The 17,944-nt window shown below is 63.9% G+C and carries 13 protein-coding genes; 8 read left to right on the top strand and 5 right to left on the bottom strand.

Annotated elements, in window-relative coordinates; all coding sequences use genetic code 11:
- Positions 1-29: 29 nt before the first annotated feature.
- Genes LDN95_RS06240 through LDN95_RS06250 form a run of 3 tightly spaced genes read right to left on the bottom strand, consistent with a single transcriptional unit; the run spans position 30 to position 4,067 of the window.
- Positions 30-1,553, bottom strand: a complete 1,524-nt coding sequence (locus LDN95_RS06240; RefSeq protein ID WP_226016783.1) for a glycoside hydrolase family 30 beta sandwich domain-containing protein — start codon at positions 1,551-1,553, stop codon at positions 30-32.
- A complete protein-coding gene (locus LDN95_RS06245; RefSeq protein ID WP_226016784.1) occupies positions 1,537-3,036 on the bottom strand; it encodes a DUF1593 domain-containing protein in 1,500 nt (499 codons plus the stop codon). Before LDN95_RS06245 ends, LDN95_RS06240 begins: the two co-directional genes overlap by 17 nt.
- Positions 3,033-4,067: a LacI family DNA-binding transcriptional regulator gene (locus tag LDN95_RS06250; protein WP_226016785.1), complete on the bottom strand. Its 1,035-nt coding sequence runs from the start codon at positions 4,065-4,067 to the stop codon at positions 3,033-3,035. Before LDN95_RS06250 ends, LDN95_RS06245 begins: the two co-directional genes overlap by 4 nt.
- 356 nt (positions 4,068-4,423) lie before the next feature.
- On the opposite strand from LDN95_RS06250, the gene LDN95_RS06255 reads away from it, so the two are divergent.
- From LDN95_RS06255 to LDN95_RS06280, 6 genes are all read left to right on the top strand, one after another.
- On the top strand, positions 4,424-6,682 hold the full coding sequence (locus tag LDN95_RS06255; protein WP_226016786.1) for a TonB-dependent receptor: 2,259 nt from the start codon (positions 4,424-4,426) through the stop codon (positions 6,680-6,682).
- 92 nt (positions 6,683-6,774) lie between these two features.
- Positions 6,775-9,000, top strand: a complete 2,226-nt coding sequence (locus tag LDN95_RS06260) for a glycoside hydrolase family 3 C-terminal domain-containing protein (RefSeq protein WP_226016787.1) — start codon at positions 6,775-6,777, stop codon at positions 8,998-9,000.
- 4 nt (positions 9,001-9,004) lie between these two features.
- On the top strand, positions 9,005-10,510 hold the full coding sequence (locus tag LDN95_RS06265; protein WP_226016788.1) for a carboxylesterase/lipase family protein: 1,506 nt from the start codon (positions 9,005-9,007) through the stop codon (positions 10,508-10,510).
- 46 nt (positions 10,511-10,556) lie between these two features.
- Positions 10,557-11,858 (top strand): sugar MFS transporter, encoded by a 1,302-nt coding sequence (locus LDN95_RS06270; RefSeq protein ID WP_226016789.1) that lies wholly within the window; start codon positions 10,557-10,559, stop codon positions 11,856-11,858.
- Positions 11,859-11,924: 66 nt separating this feature from the next.
- Positions 11,925-12,362: an Rrf2 family transcriptional regulator gene (locus tag LDN95_RS06275; protein WP_226016790.1), complete on the top strand. Its 438-nt coding sequence runs from the start codon at positions 11,925-11,927 to the stop codon at positions 12,360-12,362.
- Between the two features lie 84 nt (positions 12,363-12,446).
- Positions 12,447-13,259: an outer membrane protein assembly factor BamD gene (locus LDN95_RS06280; protein WP_226016791.1), complete on the top strand. Its 813-nt coding sequence runs from the start codon at positions 12,447-12,449 to the stop codon at positions 13,257-13,259.
- A 93-nt stretch (positions 13,260-13,352) separates the two neighbouring features.
- Here LDN95_RS06280 and LDN95_RS06285 read toward each other — a convergent pair whose 3' ends face one another.
- Together LDN95_RS06285 and LDN95_RS06290 are read right to left on the bottom strand one after the other, a co-directional pair.
- The gene (locus tag LDN95_RS06285) at positions 13,353-14,414 is read right to left on the bottom strand and encodes a glycosyltransferase family 1 protein (RefSeq protein WP_226016792.1); all 1,062 of its coding nucleotides are present in this window, start codon (positions 14,412-14,414) and stop codon (positions 13,353-13,355) included.
- Entirely contained in the window at positions 14,411-15,355 is a 945-nt protein-coding gene (locus LDN95_RS06290; RefSeq protein WP_226016793.1) for a UDP-2,3-diacylglucosamine diphosphatase, read from the bottom strand. Before LDN95_RS06290 ends, LDN95_RS06285 begins: the two co-directional genes overlap by 4 nt.
- A 201-nt stretch (positions 15,356-15,556) precedes the next feature.
- On the opposite strand from LDN95_RS06290, the gene recN reads away from it, so the two are divergent.
- Positions 15,557-17,248 (top strand): DNA repair protein RecN, encoded by a 1,692-nt coding sequence (recN, locus tag LDN95_RS06295; RefSeq protein ID WP_226016794.1) that lies wholly within the window; start codon positions 15,557-15,559, stop codon positions 17,246-17,248.
- A 2-nt stretch (positions 17,249-17,250) separates the two neighbouring features.
- Positions 17,251-17,943, top strand: a complete 693-nt coding sequence (locus LDN95_RS06300; protein WP_370631661.1) for a GNAT family N-acetyltransferase — start codon at positions 17,251-17,253, stop codon at positions 17,941-17,943.
- Position 17,944: the final 1 nt, after the last annotated feature.

The raw sequence follows: 17,944 nt of genomic DNA on the forward strand, positions 1-17,944 counted from the left end.
CGTCCCTTAAAGCGGCCCGATCAGGTATTTCAGGCCAGTTGCGCGGCCGGTATCACCACGGTGTTGAGTGAATCCGGCTCAAGATTCAGCGTCAGCACGCGTTGGCCGATGGCAAAGCGCACCCGCAACGGCTGGCTGATCGGATTGCTGGCCACCAGCACCACCGAACCATCGGGATTGCGGAAGGCGATCTGGTCGGTGAAGCCAAGGAAGCTTTCCGCCGGAATGAACCGCGCACCGGTCTGCACCGACCCGGCGATATGGCGCATCAGCCAGTAATCCTCGGTCAGGCGGAAAGTCCCGGCTTTGGTATCAACATCGACCAGCGCGTTCTGCGGCCAGCCCCAGCCGCTCATCCCGCCGATTGGCATCACCATGTTCCAGTAGGTCCACACGCTGGCACCATGTTCGAAATAGCGCTTGAGCGTGTTCCAGCTGTATCGCGCATAATGCCAGTCGTTGGTGCCGAAACCGCACTCCTGTTCCGAACCCCACAGTTCCACGTCGGGGAAGTGTTCGCGCAAGGCCGGCAACGCGCCCTTGCCAGCCCATTGCACGCCGATGCCCTTGATCACCTTTGCCGCGGCAGGATCGGCCATGACTTTTTCGAACAGGGCCGCGTTGCCGCGTTCCAGCGTGCCGAAGAACACGTTGACCCCCAACTTGTCCATCTCGCGACCCAGATAGGGCACGAAGCGGGCAAGTCCCTCGGGCGTCCAGGTACAACTGGGGAAGGGCTGGGCGGAGTTGAACTCGTTCTGCGGCATGACCGTGTCGATGCGGATGCCGTGTTTGCGGTATTCCTCGACATAACGGGCGAAATAGCGGGCATAGGCGTCGAGATAGCGGTCCTCGAGCTTGAAGGAATCGGTGCCCTCCTTGCCCAACTGGTCAGGGCGGATGCCGTTGGACGGCTGGCCGGGCCAGGCTGGTGCCTGCGCATAATGGCCGCCCTTCTTCATCCATGTCGGCGGGGACCATGGCGATGCCCAGACCTTGAGCGCGGGCTGATGCGCTTGCGCTGCCTGAATGAACGGGATCAGCGTCTCGGTATCGTTGGCGACGGAAAAGTGATCGAGTGCGAAGTCATCAGCCACTTCGTCATAGCTGTACCACCCGCGCGAGATGTCGTTGGCCCCGATCGGGGTGCGGCAGCGGCTGAAATTGCAACCGTCCGCGCCGAACAGCGCTGCCAGAGCGGCATCGCGGCGCGCGGGCGAAAGCGCGGACAGCGCCTGCCAGCCCTTTTCGGTGAAAGCGCCGCCGAACCCGGCGATGGTCTGGGCCGGCTGGTCGATGCGCAACACCACGTCGAGATCGAACAGGCTGCCCGACGGCGCGGTGAGCGGGCTCACCGGTCGGGCTCGCCAAGGCCGACCGGCAACGGTGGCATGCCAGCTTGCGCCAGCCGAGGCCGAGGCCTCGCTTGCGGTCTTTCCAGCCGCTGCTGCCGCCCCTACAGGCGCAGCAGCAAGCGTCGATGCGGCAACGCCGGTGCCAAGAAGTTCCAGCGCTTCTCTCCGGTTCAGGCCGGTTTCACTCCGGTTTTTCATCGTTCACCTCTATCAGGATTCGTTTGTAACGGGTCAGAGTGGGCTTGCCGCTGTCGGTGACGGCAAGGATAAGGTGCGCGGTACGCGGGCCGGGCGGGCAAGGGATCAGCGGCAACCACGCATCGGCGCAGCGCGCGGTGGCGGTCACGGTGACTTGCGCGCGCTCCGGGTGGCTCAGTTGCAGGACCGGATTGGCGCCACGCCCGTCGAAACCGGCTTCGGGATAGGCGAACCAGCGATAGTGCAGCTTGTCCCCATCGGGATCGCTGCTGGCCGAGGCATCGAAGCTCCACCGTTGGCCGATCTTTGTGCGGACAACGATCTGCCCGGCGGATTCAAGGCCGCGCAACCCCACCTTGGGTGGATGGTTGGCCTTGGCAAAGGGCTTGATCGTCCAGTCCATGCGGGCGGCGAAGTCGTTCTGGAAGGCTACGCGCCAGCGCCAGATCGTCGCCTGATCGGACACCACCCCGTTGACGCTATCGGCCGAAGTCACGCGCATGAAACTGTCGCCGCCTTGCGTCCAGATCGGGCGTGGCTCGCCGGCGGGCTGGCGCAGGATATAGCGGCCACCCCAGCCGCCCCAGCCTGGCCCTTGCTGCGACATCAACCCGTTGGGAATGAGCCCGAGGAAGGATGGCGTGTCGCCTTCCATGATGAACATGTGGCGCGGATAGTGGCGTCCGAGCGGTCCCTTGCTGCGGATATTGGCGTCGAGCCATGCATTGCTGACGGTGGTGAAGTCCGCACCTGCGCCATTGCGGTAATACTGATCGCCGCTGATCCCGGTCCACGTCGCGCGGGCATAGTCCCCGCCATCGAGCGAGGACGGGCTGACGATCATGAGCAAGTCGGGGAATTCGCGCCGCAACCACGGCCCGGCATCATCCTGATCGCTGATGGCGTAGACACGCAGCTTGGCCACCACTTGCGCCAGCCGGTCGGGGGGCAGGGTGGCGCGGGCATGGGCGAGCGCTTCGGCCAGCGTATTTGCCCCGCCCCAAAGGCTGACCCATAGCGGGCGCGGGTCATCGGCTTGCGCTTGGTCGAGCAAGGCCTGCGCTCCGGCCGAAGGGTGGTCGGGATGGATCGCTGCCATGCCGTATCCTGCCACGCCGTCGACAACCCGCGCGCGCAGGACCGCAGCATCGGGCCAGCCTGTGCCGTGCAAGCGCAGGTTTGCAATCACTTCGCCATAACCGTCGATCACGTCGCGCGCGATTTCGGGATGGATGGCCGTGCGCTGCCAGACCGAGGTGGCGGCGGCAAATCCGGTGATGTCGATTTCGTTGGCGTACAGCAGCAAACGGACCAGCGACATCTGGTCATCGGGTTCGTTGCCGATGTCGCTGATCACGAACAGGCGTGGGTGTGATTGCGCCTGCAACGGTGCAGTGGCTGCAAGCGCAACCTGAGGCAGCGCGATCATTGCCATCAAGGCGGTGAAGGCGGTGAAGGCGGTGAAGGCGCTTCCGCGTTTCATGGCGCGGCGGCAACCGAATCGCGCACGATCAGCCGGAAATCGAGCGTTGTTTGCGTTGCTGCCTGTCCGGTGCGGTCGAGCAGCATCAGCGCGGTACGGTGCGCCATTTCCTCGATCGGCTGATAGACGGTGGTCAGCGCAGGCCAGACCGATTCCGCCACCCAGCTATCGTCGAAGCCGCAAACCGAAACATCGCCCGGCACGGTAACGCCTGCGCGCATGCAACTGACCATCGCGCCTGCTGCCGAATCGTCGTTGGTCGCGAAAATGGCCGTTATCCTTGGCGATGCATCCATCAGCACCTGACCGGCCGCAATTCCGCCGCTGAAAGCGAACCCGCCCGGCGCCTCAAGGATCGGCCCGTCCAGACCCATCGTGCGCAAAGCCGAAACGAATCCATCACGCCTGCGGTGCGCCGCGCCGTGATGGTCGGGGCCGGTGATGATGCCAAAGCGCCGGTGGCCAAGGTTGAACAGATAGTGCGCTACCATCGCTCCGGCGGCGAAATCGTCGATCAACACGCACGGCGCTCGGTCCAGCTGGATGTCCGGAGCAATGCGCGCATAGCGAATCCCCTGCTTCTCCAGAAAATCCAGAACCAGCTGATTGTCGGTCAGCGGAGGGGTCAGGATGAAGCCGTCGCAACGGCTGTTGCGCAAGATCGCGCTCAACTGCGCCTGCACAAGGTCATCGCTGCACGACGAATCGATCTGGTCGATTCGCAAGTGGTACTGGTGTTCGACACAGGCGCGGTAGACGCCCGACTGCACTTTCATGGTGTAGTTCGGACTCGGGTTGTCGAACAGCAGGCCGATAATGAAGGTGCGCGATCCGGCAAGCGAACGTGCCGCCATATCAGGTACATAGTCGAGCTCTGTTATCGCTGCTTCGACCTTTGCACGTAGCTTTGCGGATACGTGCGGCTCGTTGTTGATGACGCGCGAGACGCTCTTTAGCGACACGCCCGCAAGCCGGGCAACGTCCTCCATGGTGGCGTGAGGCGCATGATGCTGTCGGATCGTATTGTTCATGACAGCCTTATGGCCCTGTCCCTTTGTCCAGTCATCTACCGTGTCTGACAGCGCAGTCTTGACAGCGCTGACAACGGGTGTCAATCGTACATCAGAAGCAAGCGGAAAGCTCGCTCAGGGAGAGGGAAGGGTCGGTTGGCGCACTTGGCATGCGCTGGCCTTCAGCAAAATTTCCTCAATGTTCCAATCGCTCCACCTGTGGGGCGAGGCAGCAACCCTGTGCGCGTGATCCGGGCGCTTTGGGCCAACCCACGTTGGTCGTTTTCTTGGTCGGGTGGTTGGCTTGGGCTTGCTGCGAACCATCCGACGGGGAGCGCAACGGCACATCGCGGTTGTGCAACAAGAGGGAGGAAAAAATGAAATTGATCCGCACTGCTTGCCTTGCCTCGGTCTTCACGCTTGCCGTGCCGGCCTATGCGCAGGATGCCCAGACCACTGGTGCTCAGGACGCCGCCGCTGCGGCGGCATCGACCGGTGACATCATCGTCACCGCCACGCGCCAATCGACCCTGCTGTCCAAGACCCCGATCACGCTGTCGGCCATCAGCGGAGACCAGCTCAAGAGCGCTGGCGTCACCGACGCACGCGCCTTGTCGATGGCCGTGCCCAACCTGGCATTGACCGAAAGCGGCGATGCCGTGCGCATCTCGATCCGTGGCGTGACCAGCACCGACACCACCGAAAAGGGTGACCCCTCGGCGGCCTTCCTGCTCGATGGCATCTATATCGCGCGTCCGTCCGATGCGTTGGGCAGCTTCTACGACGTGGAACGCGTCGAAGTGCTGCGCGGGCCGCAGGGCACGCTTTACGGCCGCAACACCACGGCCGGTGTGATCAACGTGATCAGCGCCAAGCCCAAGGACGAGTTCGCCGCATCGCTCGACGGCAGCTATGGCAGCCTCAACACCGTCGATTCGACGGGCATGATCAACTTGCGTGTGGCCGAAGGACTGGGCGTGCGCGCTGCGGTCAACTATCAGCGGCAGGACACGTTCTACACCGTCAACGGCACGTCGCCGACTTCGGTCAATCCGTTCCGCGAAACGCTGTCTGCGCGCCTGTCGTTCGGCGGCAAGCTGGGCGACAACCTGACGTTCGTGGTCCGTGGTGACTATTCGAACACCAAGGGTTCGGGCAGCAACGGCAACCTCGTCACGCTGGACCGTTTCTATGACACGTCCACCGTCGGCATCAAGACGGTCAACCCGGTCTATGTCGATCACCCGGCCAATTACGAGCGCCTGCTGACTGTCGCGCCGATCTATCCCAGCCAGCGCAACAACAAGAACTACGGCATCATGGGTGAGTTCACCTATGATTTCGGCCCGGTGCAGCTGACTTATCTGGGTGCGTACCGCAAGACCGACCGCGATGACACGCGCAACCTGCTGCTGTTCAGTGCGTTGAACAACCCGGCGTTCTTCTTCGGCACGTTCAAGCAGGATAGCCACGAACTGCGTCTGGCCTTCGGTCAGGGCTCGCGTCTGCATGGCCAGGTAGGCGGCTATTACTTCCACGAAAAGTCGTCGCTGGAATTCAACCTTGGCGCGCCGCTGTCGAGCATCGTCGTCCCGAACGCTACCGGCTTTGCCTTCCCGCAAGGGCCGACCGTGTCCAAGTCGAAGGCCGCCTTTGGCCAGTTGACGTTCGACATCACCCCGGCGCTGCACATTACCGGCGGCATTCGCTACACCAACGACTTCAAGTCGCGTAACGGTGCCACCGTGGTCGATTTTGCCGACGTCACCAAGTCGATCTGCGGCAAGGCGCGTTGCGTGCTCAACGAAAACGTGGCCGCGCGCACCTTCAACAAGACGATCTGGAAGGTCGGCGTCGATTATGATGCGCCGGGTCTGGGCCTGATCTATGCGGCGGTGTCGACCGGTTACAAGGCTGGTGGTTTCAACGACGGTTGCGTCACCGGCGCTGGCGTCGGTTGCGCGCTCACGCCCGCGGCGCTGTACTACAACCCCGAAACGCTGACGAACTATGAAGCGGGCGTGAAGTTCCGCATCTCGCCCGCCTTCCGCTTCAACGCGGCGGTGTTCCACTATGATTATGACAGCCTGCAGGTCAGCCAGGTCGTCACCGTGCCGATCCCGGCTACGCTGATCAGCAATGCCGCCAAGGCCAAGGTCGACGGTGTCGAACTGGAAGCGACGCTGAAGCCCAGCGACACCTTCACGGTCGATCTGGGATATACCTACACGAACGCGCGCTATGCCAACTTCGTGCCCGACGCGGTGAACTTCCCGAACTTCTCGTTCAAGGGCGCCGCGCTTGACCATGCGCCCAAGAACGTCGTGACCGGGGCCGTGACCAAGACCATCCCGCTGGGCGACGGCAGCCGCTTTGAAGCCACGCTGCGCAGCCGGTTGAGCTCGGAATACTACATCATCGACCTCAACAATCTGTCGCAGTTCCGCCAGCCGTCGTTCACCAAGACCGACGCGACGATCACCTACACCGCGCCGCATGATCGGTTCTATGTTCAGGGCTTCGTCAAGAACATCGAGAACAAGATCACCATCGCCAATGCCGCAACCGGCCTTGGTGCGGGCGTGACCATCGAAGCGCCGCGCCAGTACGGCGTTCGCGCGGGGCTCAAGTTCTGATCTGAAATTGGTTCCCTCAGGGGGCTGCAGGCGTGCTTGCGGCCCCCGCCCTTGTCGTTTTACCTTCCCTCTCGTTCCCCCAAGGAGAGCGCATGAAACTTCGTCCTGTCTTTTCCGTCGGTTGCGCCGTTGCTGCATTGGCTGTCGGTCTGCCTGCGGCTGCCGAACCGGTCACTTCTGCCGACTTTGCCAAAGCCGAGGCGCGTGCAGTCGCCACGCTCAAGCAGATGACGGTGGACGAAAAGTACGTGCTCACCCATGGCATCATGGCTGTGCCGTTCATTCCCGGCACGGTGGTCCCGGCCGATGGCGTGCTTGGGGCAGGCTATGTCGCGGGCATTCCCCGGCTGAACATTCCGGCGCTGACCGAATCCGATGCCAGCCTTGGGGTGGCATGGGTCGGCGGGCTGCGTCATGACGGCGCCACTGCGCTGCCATCGGGGCTGGCGCAGGCCGCGACGTGGAACCCAGACACGCTTTACGCAGGCGGCGCGGCGATCGGTGCCGAAGCGCGGGCCAAGGCCTTCAACGTGCTGCTGGCCGGTGGGGTCAATCTGGCGCGCGATCCGCGCAACGGACGCACCTTCGAATACCTTGCCGAGGATCCGCTGCTGTCGGGCGTGCTTGTCGGCGCAGCCATCCGTGGCATCCAGTCGAACCATATCATTTCCACGATCAAGCACTTCGCGCTCAATGGCCAGGAAACCGGTCGCAAGTACGTGGACGTCAAGATTGCCGAAGGGGCCGCGCGCGAAAGCGATCTGCTGGCCTTCCAGATCGGCATCGAACAGGGCCAGCCCGGCTCGGTGATGTGTTCGTACAACCGCATTCTGGGCAAGCAGGGCTGCGATCAGGACTGGCTGCTGAACAAGGTGCTCAAGCAGTCGTGGGGCTGGAAGGGCTTCGTGATGTCCGACTGGGGCGCGGTTCCCGGCGTCGAGGCGGCGATCAACGGGCTTGACCAGCAATCGGGCGAACAGCTGGACAAGGCGGTGTTCTTTACCGGCCCGCTCAAGGCCAAGGCGGCGGCAGACCCGGCATGGGCGGCGCGCGTCGATGACATCAACAAGCGCGTACTGACCGCGATCTATGCGACTGGCATCGACAAGTTTCCGGCAAAGCCCGGCGGCACCATCGACTTTGCTGCGCACGGCCAAATCGCGCTTGATGCGGCCAAGCAGGCGATCGTGCTGTTGCGCAATGCCAACGGGGCCTTGCCCTTGGCCAAGTCGACCAAGTCGATCGCGGTCATCGGCGGCTATGCCGATACCGGCGTGCTGTCGGGCGCCGGGTCAAGCCAGGTGCAGGGTGAGGGCGGTCCGGCAGCGGTCCGCTCGGTCGGCGGTGACGGCCCGTTCGCGGCGTTCATGAACCAGCAGTACCACCGCTCGGCTCCGCTCAAGGCAATCAAGGCGCTGGCGCCCCAGGCAACGGTGACCTTCCGCGACGGACGCTATATCGCCGATGCGGTCGAAAAGGCCAAGCAGGCCGAAGTCGCCATCGTGTTTGCCAACGAGTGGCGCGCCGAAGGGCTCGATCAGCCCGATCTGTCGTTGCCCGATGGGCAGGATGCGCTGATCGCGGCAGTCGCTGCGGCCAATCCCAATACCATCGTCGTGTTGCAGACCGGTGGCCCGATCGCGATGCCATGGCTGGACAAGGTGGCCGGCGTGCTCGAGGCTTGGTATCCCGGTGCGCGCGGGGGTGAGGCGATTGCATCGGTGCTGTTCGGCGATACCAATCCGGGCGGGCGTCTGCCGGTGACGTTCCCCGCCAGCCTTGACCAGTTGCCGCGCCCCAAGCTGGATGGTGCGGACTGGGTCGAACCGAACTTCGCGGGCGATGCCGCGCCGGGCAAAGACCAGTTGCACGCCAACTATGACATCGAAGGATCGGATGTCGGCTATCGCTGGTTCGCGCGCAAAGGGGCCAAGCCGCTGTTCCCGTTCGGCTTCGGACTCAGCTATACTAGCTTTGCCGGTTCGGGTCTTGCTATTGCGGCCAAGGGCGTTTCGGCGACCGCACACTTTACGCTGACCAACACAGGCAAGCTGGCGGGCGACGATGTCGGTCAGGTCTATCTGGTCAGCCGCAAGGGTGAGGCCAGGCGGCGTCTGGTCGGCTTCCAGCGCGTGTCGCTGGCGCCCGGCGCTTCGCAGCAGGTCAGCGTGACCATCGACCCGCGCCTGCTGGCCGATTGGAAGGACGGCGGCTGGACCGTTCCGGCTGGGGACTACGGCTTCGCGCTGGGTCGCAATGCCGATGACCTTGGCCCGGTCGTCACGGTCAAGATCGCTGGCAAGACCTGGAAGGATTGACTTGATGAAGCTTGCTGCACTGCTGGCCTCGGCCATGGCGCTTGCTGTTCCGGTGGGGGCCGGGGCGCAAAGCGTGACGATCGCCTCGGGCACGATCAGGGGCGAGACCAGCGGTGCGGCAAGCAGCTTCAAGGGCATACCCTATGCCGCCGCTCCGGTTGGCGAGAACCGCTGGCGGGCACCGCAACCCGTTACGCCTTGGCGCGGCGAGCGCGACGCGACGCACTATGGTGCGGACTGCGCGCAAGCCCCGTTTCCGCCGGACGCGGCGCCGATCGTCACGACACCGGCCGAGGATTGCCTGTTCCTCAACGTGTGGAAACCAGCAGCGGCGGCTTCGTCCTCCCGGCTTCCGGTAATGGTGTGGGTCCACGGCGGCGGCTTCGTCAACGGCGGCACGTCTCCGGCAATCTATTCGGGCGAAAACTTTGCGCGCGATGGCGTGGTGTTCGTCAGCCTCAACTACCGGCTTGGCCGGTTCGGGTTCTTTGCGCATCCGGCGTTGGCGTCCGAGGGTTTCGGCGGCAATTTCGGGTTTCTTGACCAGATCGCCGCACTCAAATGGGTGCAGGCCAATATTGCCGCGTTTGGCGGCGATCCGGGCAATGTCACTGCGTTCGGCGAAAGCGCGGGCGGAATGTCGATGCACATGCTGTTGCAATCCCCGCTTGCGCGCGGGCTGTTCCACCGGGTGATCATCGAGAGCGGCGGCGGGCGTGATCGCACGCTGCCGATGCCGACGATTGCCAACGCGGCAAAGGCCGGGGCCGCATTTGCGCAGGGTCTGGATGCGGCTGCCTTGCGCGCGCTCCCGGCTGCGCAAGTGACCGGCAACCTCAGCATGATGACGATGGGGCAGCCGGGTTATTCGGGGCCGATGGTCGATGGCCGGACGATCCTGGGGCAGGCGATCGACGGCGCTGCTGCGGGCCTTTACGCCAGGGTGCCGGTCATCGTCGGCGCCAATTCCGCGGACGGTTTCAGCATGGAGAGTGACCGTAACCGCATCTTTGCCGCCTATGGTCCGCGTGAGGCCGAGGCGCGCAAGCTTTATGATCCTGATGGCAAGACGCCGGTTTCGGTGCTGGCCACACAGTCCGCAGCCGACCGCATGTTCATCGAATCGGCGCGCGCCATCGCCCGCACGCTTGGCTCGCGCCAGCCGGTATGGCTCTATCGATTCGGTTATGCCCGTCCCGAACTGGCGGCAGCCATGGGCGGCGCGCCGCATGCCAGCGAGATCCCTTATGTCTTTGATACCGTTGCGGCCCGCAAAGGAGGTGCGCCACGGCCAGAGGAGGCCAGTGTCGCGCGGTTGACCCACCAATACTGGATCAATTTTGCCAAGACCGGTCGCCCCGACGGCGCCGCAGGGGTGCCCGCCTGGCCAGTGGTGACCGCCGATGACACCACCGTACAACTCCTTGATGCATCAGGCGCCACCCATGTGAACGATCCCATACGTATGCGCGTGGACTTTGCCGAAAGCCTCGCCAACAAGGCGGAGTGAACGGGCCGTTGCAAGGCTGCGTATCCGAAACGGGAGATATTGACTGATGGCCCTTGCCCCCGGCACTGCCGATAAAACAGTCGGAGACGGCGAAACGCTTGATGCGCCCGAACTGCGCGCCTTCGTCATGGTCCTGTTCTTCATTTTCGGTGGGATCACGTCGCTTAACGACGTGATCATTCCGAAGCTGAAGGAACTGTTCACGCTCAACTACACGCAGGCGATGCTGGTGCAGTTCTGCTTCTTTACCGCCTATCTGCTGGTCGGCATCCCCGGCGCGGCACTGGTGAAGAAGGTCGGCTACATGCGCGGCGCAGTGGTGGGGCTGCTGACGATGATGGTCGGCTGCCTGCTGTTCATTCCCGCATCGCAAGGCGCCGCCTATCCGCTGTTCCTGTTCGCGCTGTTCGTGCTGGCAAGCGGCGTGGTTGTCGTGCAGGTCGTTACCAACCCGCTGATTTCGTTGCTCGGGCCCGCGCGCACCGCGCCCAGCCGGTTGACCTTTGCACAGGCCTTCAACTCGCTGGGGACGGTGATCTTTCCCAAGGTCGGCGCTATCCTGATTCTGGGCTCGCTGGCCGGGGTCACGGCGGCGCAACTCTCGGGCGCGGCGCTCGATGCCTACCGCGTTGCCGAAACCCAGATCGTCGCGCGCACGTACATCGGCTTGGCGATTGCGCTCGCGATTGTGGCGGCCGTGGTCTGGGCCAACCGCAACCGGTTGAAGGGCGAAAAGCACCACGACAGCTCGATCCTGAGCAGTTTCGAACTGCTCCGCGATCCGCGCTTCGCGTTCGGTGCGATATGCATTTTTCTTTATGTGGGGGCCGAAGTGTCGATCGGCTCGCTCATCGTCAACTACATGCAGCAGCCGCGCGTACTGGGCCTCTCGGCTGAGGCGGCGGGCGGATTCATCCCCTATTACTGGGCGGGGGCGCTGGTCGGGCGCTTTGTCGGTTCTGCCGTGATGATGCGCGTCAGCCCCGGCAAGGCTCTGGCCGGAACCGCAGTCGGAGCTTTGGTGCTACTGGCAATTTCGGGTTTTTCGGTCGGATCGGTCGCCGCAGGCAGTTTGCTGCTGATCGGCCTGATGAACTCGATCATGTTCCCGACGATCTTCACATTGGCCAGCGCGGGTCTGGGTGCGCGTACCGCAGACGGTTCGGGGATCATCAACATCGCCATCTTTGGTGGCGCGGTCATCCCGTTGCTGACCGGAAGCCTCGCCGACGTGACCGGCAGCCTGACGCTTTCTCTGGTACTTCCAGCGATTTGCTATGCGGTGATCGCGGCGTTCGGGTTCTATGCCCGGCGCCCGGTGGTGACCGAGGCCGCCACCTTTGCCTGAATGAATTGCACGTAAATCATCCCCCGCGCCGTTGACATTCGGCGTGGGGGCAGCTTTGGTTAGACCATGCTATCGCAGAAAACGCGTTACTCCATCCGCGCTCTGCAACACCTTGCCGATACTTACGGTCAGGGGCCAGTGCGGTTGGACACGATTGCCACCGCGCAGAACATTCCGCGCAAGTTTCTGACCGTCATCTTGTCCGAGATGGCGCGAGAGGGGATCGTGATCTCGCAACGCGGCCGTGACGGGGGCTACGAGCTTGCTCTCCCGCCCGTTGACATCCGTTACGGTGACATCATCCGCCTGACGCGCGGCAGTCTTGCGCTGGTGCCCTGCGCCAGTCGCAATGCGCACGAAACCTGCGCGAACTGTCTGCCCGAGGCCGAATGCCGCCTGCGCGGGCTGATGCTGCAACTGCGCGATGAAATGGCCGCTATGCTCGACCGGGTCTCGCTGGCCGACGCGATCACGCTGGAACCGCCCTTCGTCGGGGTTCCCTGACCCGTTATCCGAACTCCGCGTTTGTTCCTAAGGTTTACGCGAACTTCACTTGGCGTTCAGCGGGGTGCTGGTTATAGCGGGCCCATGACGCTTCAAGCCCTCGGCCGCAGCCCCTTGCGCCTTCCCGTCCTTGCCGCAGCAATCGTCGCCATCGGCCTGACCGCCGGTTGTGGCGGTGGTCCGAAGGCCAAGAAGGACGTCGCCTATGTCGCGCGCGACGTCGACACGCTTTATGCAGCCGCCAAGGATCGGCTTGACCGGGGCGATGCCAAGCAGGCCGCAGCCCTGTTCGACGAGGTCGAGCGCCAGCATCCCTATTCGCCGTGGGCTCGCCGCGCCCAGTTGATGAGCGCGTTCAGCTATTACGTCGCGCGCGATTACGTGAAGTCGGTGCAGGCGGCGCAGCGCTTCCTGTCGATTCACCCGGGCAACAAGGATGCGCCTTACGCCTACTATCTGATCGGCTTGTGCTATTATGAGCAGATCAGCGACGTAACCCGCGACCAGAAAATCACCCAGCAGGCGCTGCAATCGCTGACCGAGGTGATCCGCCGCTATCCCAACACGCAATACGCGACCGATGCGCGGCTGAAGCTCGATCTCGTCAACGATCACCTTGCCGGCAAGGAGATGGAGATCGGTCGCTTCTATGAACGCAGCGGCAAGTGGCTCGCCGGGGCGCTGCGCTTCCGCGTGGTGATCGACAAGTATCAGGCCACCAGCCATACGCCTGAGGCGCTTTACCGGTTGGTCGAAACCTATCTGGCGCTCGGCCTGCCCGAAGAGGCGCAGAAATCGGCGGCGGTGCTCGGCAACAACTATCCGGGCAACGAATGGTATCAGCGCGCGTACAAGCTGATCAACGACAAGGCGCCGGGAATCACCGTCGCGGGGTGAACGCCTGCCCCATTGTCATCCGACCAGAAAAAAGGCCGCGTCCGACATGGGACGCGGCCTTTCTTGTTGGTGATGATTCTGACGGCAGGAAATTCAGGCGGCTTTGCGCCGTTCGCGTTGCGCTGCAGCCATGACCGCGCCAAGGAATTGGTCGGTTGCGTTGTCCCAGGTGTAGCTGGCGCCATGCACCGCAGCGCCGAGGCGGTCGCAGCGCAAGGCTCCTGCGATGGCGATGGAAAGATCCTCGTGCAGCACGCCGACCCGCATCGGCAGATCGCCATTTGGACCATAGCCGGCGGCGCCGACGATATCGAGCGGACCGGCTACCGGGTAGGCGGCGACAGGCAAGCCGCAAGCCATCGCTTCGATCATCACCAGACCAAAGGTGTCGGTCTTGCTCGGGAACACGAACACGTCGGCCGAGCAATAGGCCCGCGCGAGTTTCTCGCCTGCCAGCGGCCCAAGGAACGTGACTTGCGGATAGGCCGCGCGCAAGCTGGCGAGATCGGGACCACCGCCAACCACGACCTTGCTTCCCGGTGTCTCGGCATCGAGGAAGGCGCGCAAGTTCTTCTCGACCGCAACCCTGCCGACGTTGAGCTGTATCGGCCTTGGCAGATCGGCCAGTTCGGGCAGGGGTTCATGATTGGGGCGGAACAGCGCGGCGTCGATCCCGCGCGACCAGATGCTGGTATGCGTGATGCCGTGCCCGGCCAGTTCGGCCTGCAATGTCGGCGTCGCGACAAGCACCGTCTCGCTGGCGGCATGGAAGCGTCGCATGATCGGCCAGAATCGTGCAGGGGAAAGGCCCGTCCGCACCGCCGCATAATCGGGAAACCGGGTGTGGAATGCGCTGGTGAATGGCACGTCGTTGGCGCGGCACCATGCGCGCGCGCTCCAGCCGATCGGGCCTTCTGTGGAAATATGGACGATATCCGGGCGGAAAGCGCGCAACCGGCGGCGCGTGCCGAAACGGGGCGCCATGGCCAGCCGGATTTCGCTGTAGCCGGGCAAGCCAACGGTCAGGAATTGGGCCGGAGTGATCAGTTCGACCGTGATGCCGCGCGCGCGAAGTCGATCGACCGTGGTCGCCAGCGTGCGCACGACGCCATTTACTTGCGGGTGCCAGGCGTCGGTGCAGATGGCAATCCTCATGCATCCTGCCTTTCGCGGCTGGGCTGTTGGTCGGTTGCCGGCTCGTCGGCCGGAGCAATGGTTTCTGCAACGACCACGCCGTCAACGGTCTGCTGACGCGCGCTCTCGGCTGCCCAGTCGATTATGCTCATCTCGCCGACATGATCTTCGACCAGCGCAGTGCAGCTTTCGACCCAATCACCGTCGTTATAATAGGTGATGTCGCCGATCTTGCGAATCTCGGCATAGTGGATGTGTCCGCACACCACGCCGTCCACGCCCATGTCGCGCGCCGCGTGGGCGACCGCTTCTTCGAAGTCGCAGATGAACTGAACCGCGTTCTTCACCCGCTTCTTCAGGTAAGCCGACAGCGACCAGTAGGGCAGCTTGAAATGGCGCCGGACGATGTTGAACCAGCGATTGAGCTTGAGCAGCACCTCGTAGGCCTTGTCGCCAAGGAAGGCGAGCCAGCGCGCATAAAGCACGATGCCGTCGAAGCCGTCGCCATGCGTCACCAGCAGACGGCGGCCATCGGCGGTGACGTGGATCGTGTCGAGTGCCAGTTCGACGCCGCCAAAGCTCATCCCCGCATAAGGGCGCAGCATTTCATCATGATTGCCCGCGATCAGGACGACGCGGGTGCCACGATGCGCCATCTTGAGGATGCGGCGAACGACCTCGTTGTGCTCGTCGGGCCAGTACCAGCCGCGCGACAGCCGCCAGCCATCGACGATATCGCCGACCAGATAGAGCGTCTCACACTCGATCGAGGACAGGAAATCGAGCAGCATCGTGGCGTTGCAGCCGCGGGTGCCAAGATGGATATCGGAGATCCACACCGTGCGGACCTTACGCTTCGGACGGAACCCGCGCGGTTCGGGCAAGTCCAGCCAGGCGGGGATCGAAGTGGCCAGTTCGGTGATGGAGGGCAGAGCCCCCTTGGCAATGGCACGATGCGACATCAATGTGCCCCTCAGCACGGTGGTTGATGTCTTGATGCTTTGTCACATTTGCAAGTCGGACATATGTCACCCTGTCATGATTGCGTCATGTGGCGCAGACCTGTTCCGGCGTGATCCGCAAAACCAATTTGGCGACGATCCAGCCGGGAAAGCACGGAACAAAGGGTGACTTCGTTTTGCGCGCGCGCTATGTGTCAGGCGATGCTGACTGGCCTATCCATTCGCAACATCGTCCTGATCGAAGCGCTCGACCTCGCTTTCGGGCAGGGCCTTGGCGTGCTGACCGGCGAAACCGGGGCGGGCAAGTCGATTCTGCTGGATTCGCTCGGACTGGTGCTTGGGGATCGCGCCGATGCGGGGCTGGTCCGCGCCGGCACCGATCAGGCAAGCGTGACGGCCACTTTCGAGTTTGCCGAACTGCCCGTTGCGTTGCGTAACACGCTGGCCGAAGCGGAAATCGATGTCGAGCCGGGTGAAGCACTGATCATCAAGCGCCGCTTGCGCGCTGACGGTGGCAGCAAGGCGTTCGTCAACGATCAGCCGGTCGGCGTGGCGTTGTTGCGCGAACTGGCGCGCAGTCTCGTCGAACTGCATGGCCAGCACGATGACCGTGGGCTGGTCAACGCGCGCGGGCATCGCGCCTTGCTCGATCGCTATGCCGGGGCAGCCAGCGCGGATGTGGCCGAGGCATGGCACCGCTGGCGCGCAGCCGAAGCGGCGCTGGCAGCAGCCCGGACCGAGGTCCAGTCGGCCAAGGATGAACAGGACTTGCTGCTGGCGCATCTTGCGCAACTGACCGAACTGAGCCCGCAAGTGGGTGAAGAGGACGAACTTGCCGGGCAACGTGCCGCCATGCAGAAGGGTGAGCGGCTCTCGGGCGATCTGGCCGAACTGCAACACTTGTGGAGCGGATCGGATTCGGCGCTCGCCAGCCTGCGCAGCGCGGCACGACGGCTTGACCGTATCGCCGGGGAACACCCGCTACTGGCGCAGGCGCTTGAATCGCTCGATCGTGCGGTGATCGAGGCTGGGGAGGCCGAAGATCGGATCGGCGCCGCCGCCGAGGCGCTTGCGCATGATCCCGCGTTGCTCGATCGGATCGAGACGCGGCTGTTCGAGCTGCGCGCTGCTGCGCGCAAGCATGCCTGTGCGGTCGACGATCTGCCTGCGCGGATGCTGGCCATGCGCGCGCAGCTTGACGCGATTGAGGGGGGCGAGGCACATATCGTCGAACTTGACCGCGCTGCGCAGGATGCCGGGCTCGATTATCGCGCCAAGGCTGAGGCGCTTTCGGTGACGCGGGCCGAGGCGGCGGTGCGACTGGACAAGGCCGTGGCCGCCGAACTGGTACCGCTGAAACTCGATTCCGCGCGCTTTCGCACAGCCGTCGTCCGTCTGCCCGAAGATCGGTGGGGTTCAGGCGGCGTCGATGCGGTCGAATTCCTCATCGCCACCAATCCCGGCGCCGAGTTCGCGCCGCTGGGCAAGATCGCCAGCGGGGGCGAACTGTCGCGTTTCATTCTCGCTCTCAAGGTCGCGTTGGCCGAACAAGGTGGCGCGGCAACCGTGATCTTTGATGAGATCGACCGGGGCGTGGGTGGCGCGGTGGCCAGCGCCATTGGCGAACGGCTTGCCCGGCTGGCCGGGCAGGGCCGGGACGATGGCGGGCAATTGCTGGCGGTCACGCACAGCCCTCAGGTCGCTGCACGGGGCAACACGCATTACCTGATCGCCAAGGCGAGTGCCGATGAGGATGGGGGCACGGTCACGCGCACTTCGGTCCACCGTCTCGATGCTTGCGGGCGGCAGGAGGAGATCGCCCGGATGCTTTCGGGCGCTGAAATCACGCCCGAAGCGCGCGCACAGGCGGATCGACTGCTGGAACAGGCTTGAGCGTGGCGAACCCGCTCGATCGGCCGGTTTGGCATGCGCTTCATGGTCGCCAGTCCTGTCTGGCACAGTCCGGTCTGGGATTGCGACAGGGGGAGGCGGTGCGGACAGACCCGGCCTATGGCCCCTTCGCGGCAGCCGCCGTGGGGCATGAAGCCGATCTGGCGGCATTTCTCACCCATGACGACGACGAAGTCTGGCTGGTCGAAACCACGCAGGTCGCGCCTCCACCCGGCACCCGACTTATCCGCAGCGCTCCCCTGTTGCAGATGATCGCCGATGGTCCGTTGCCGCCCGCGCCGGTCGACCCCGCGATCGTTGCTCTTGGTGAAGGCGACGTGCCCGAGATGACTGCGCTGGCTCTGGCCACGCAACCTGGCCCGTGGGGTCCGTCAACGTGGCGGTATGGCCAGTTCTACGGTATCCGCATCGACGGCAGGCTGGCGGCGATGGCGGGAGAGCGGATGCGTCCCGCGCCGGGGCTGGCAGAAGTGAGCGGTGTGTGCACCTGGCCCGAACATCGCGGGCAGGGCATGGCGGCGCGGCTGATCCGCCGCGTGATGGCTGGGCATCGCGCGCGCGGTGACATATCCTTTCTACACAGCTATGCGGGCAACGTCGCGGCGATAAAGCTATACGAACAGCTCGGCTTTCGGCCGCGCGCGGCGATGGTGGCGACAATTCTGGGAAAGGCGTGAG

This window comes from Novosphingobium sp. FKTRR1 (assembly GCF_020404405.1).
Taxonomy (GTDB): domain Bacteria; phylum Pseudomonadota; class Alphaproteobacteria; order Sphingomonadales; family Sphingomonadaceae; genus Novosphingobium.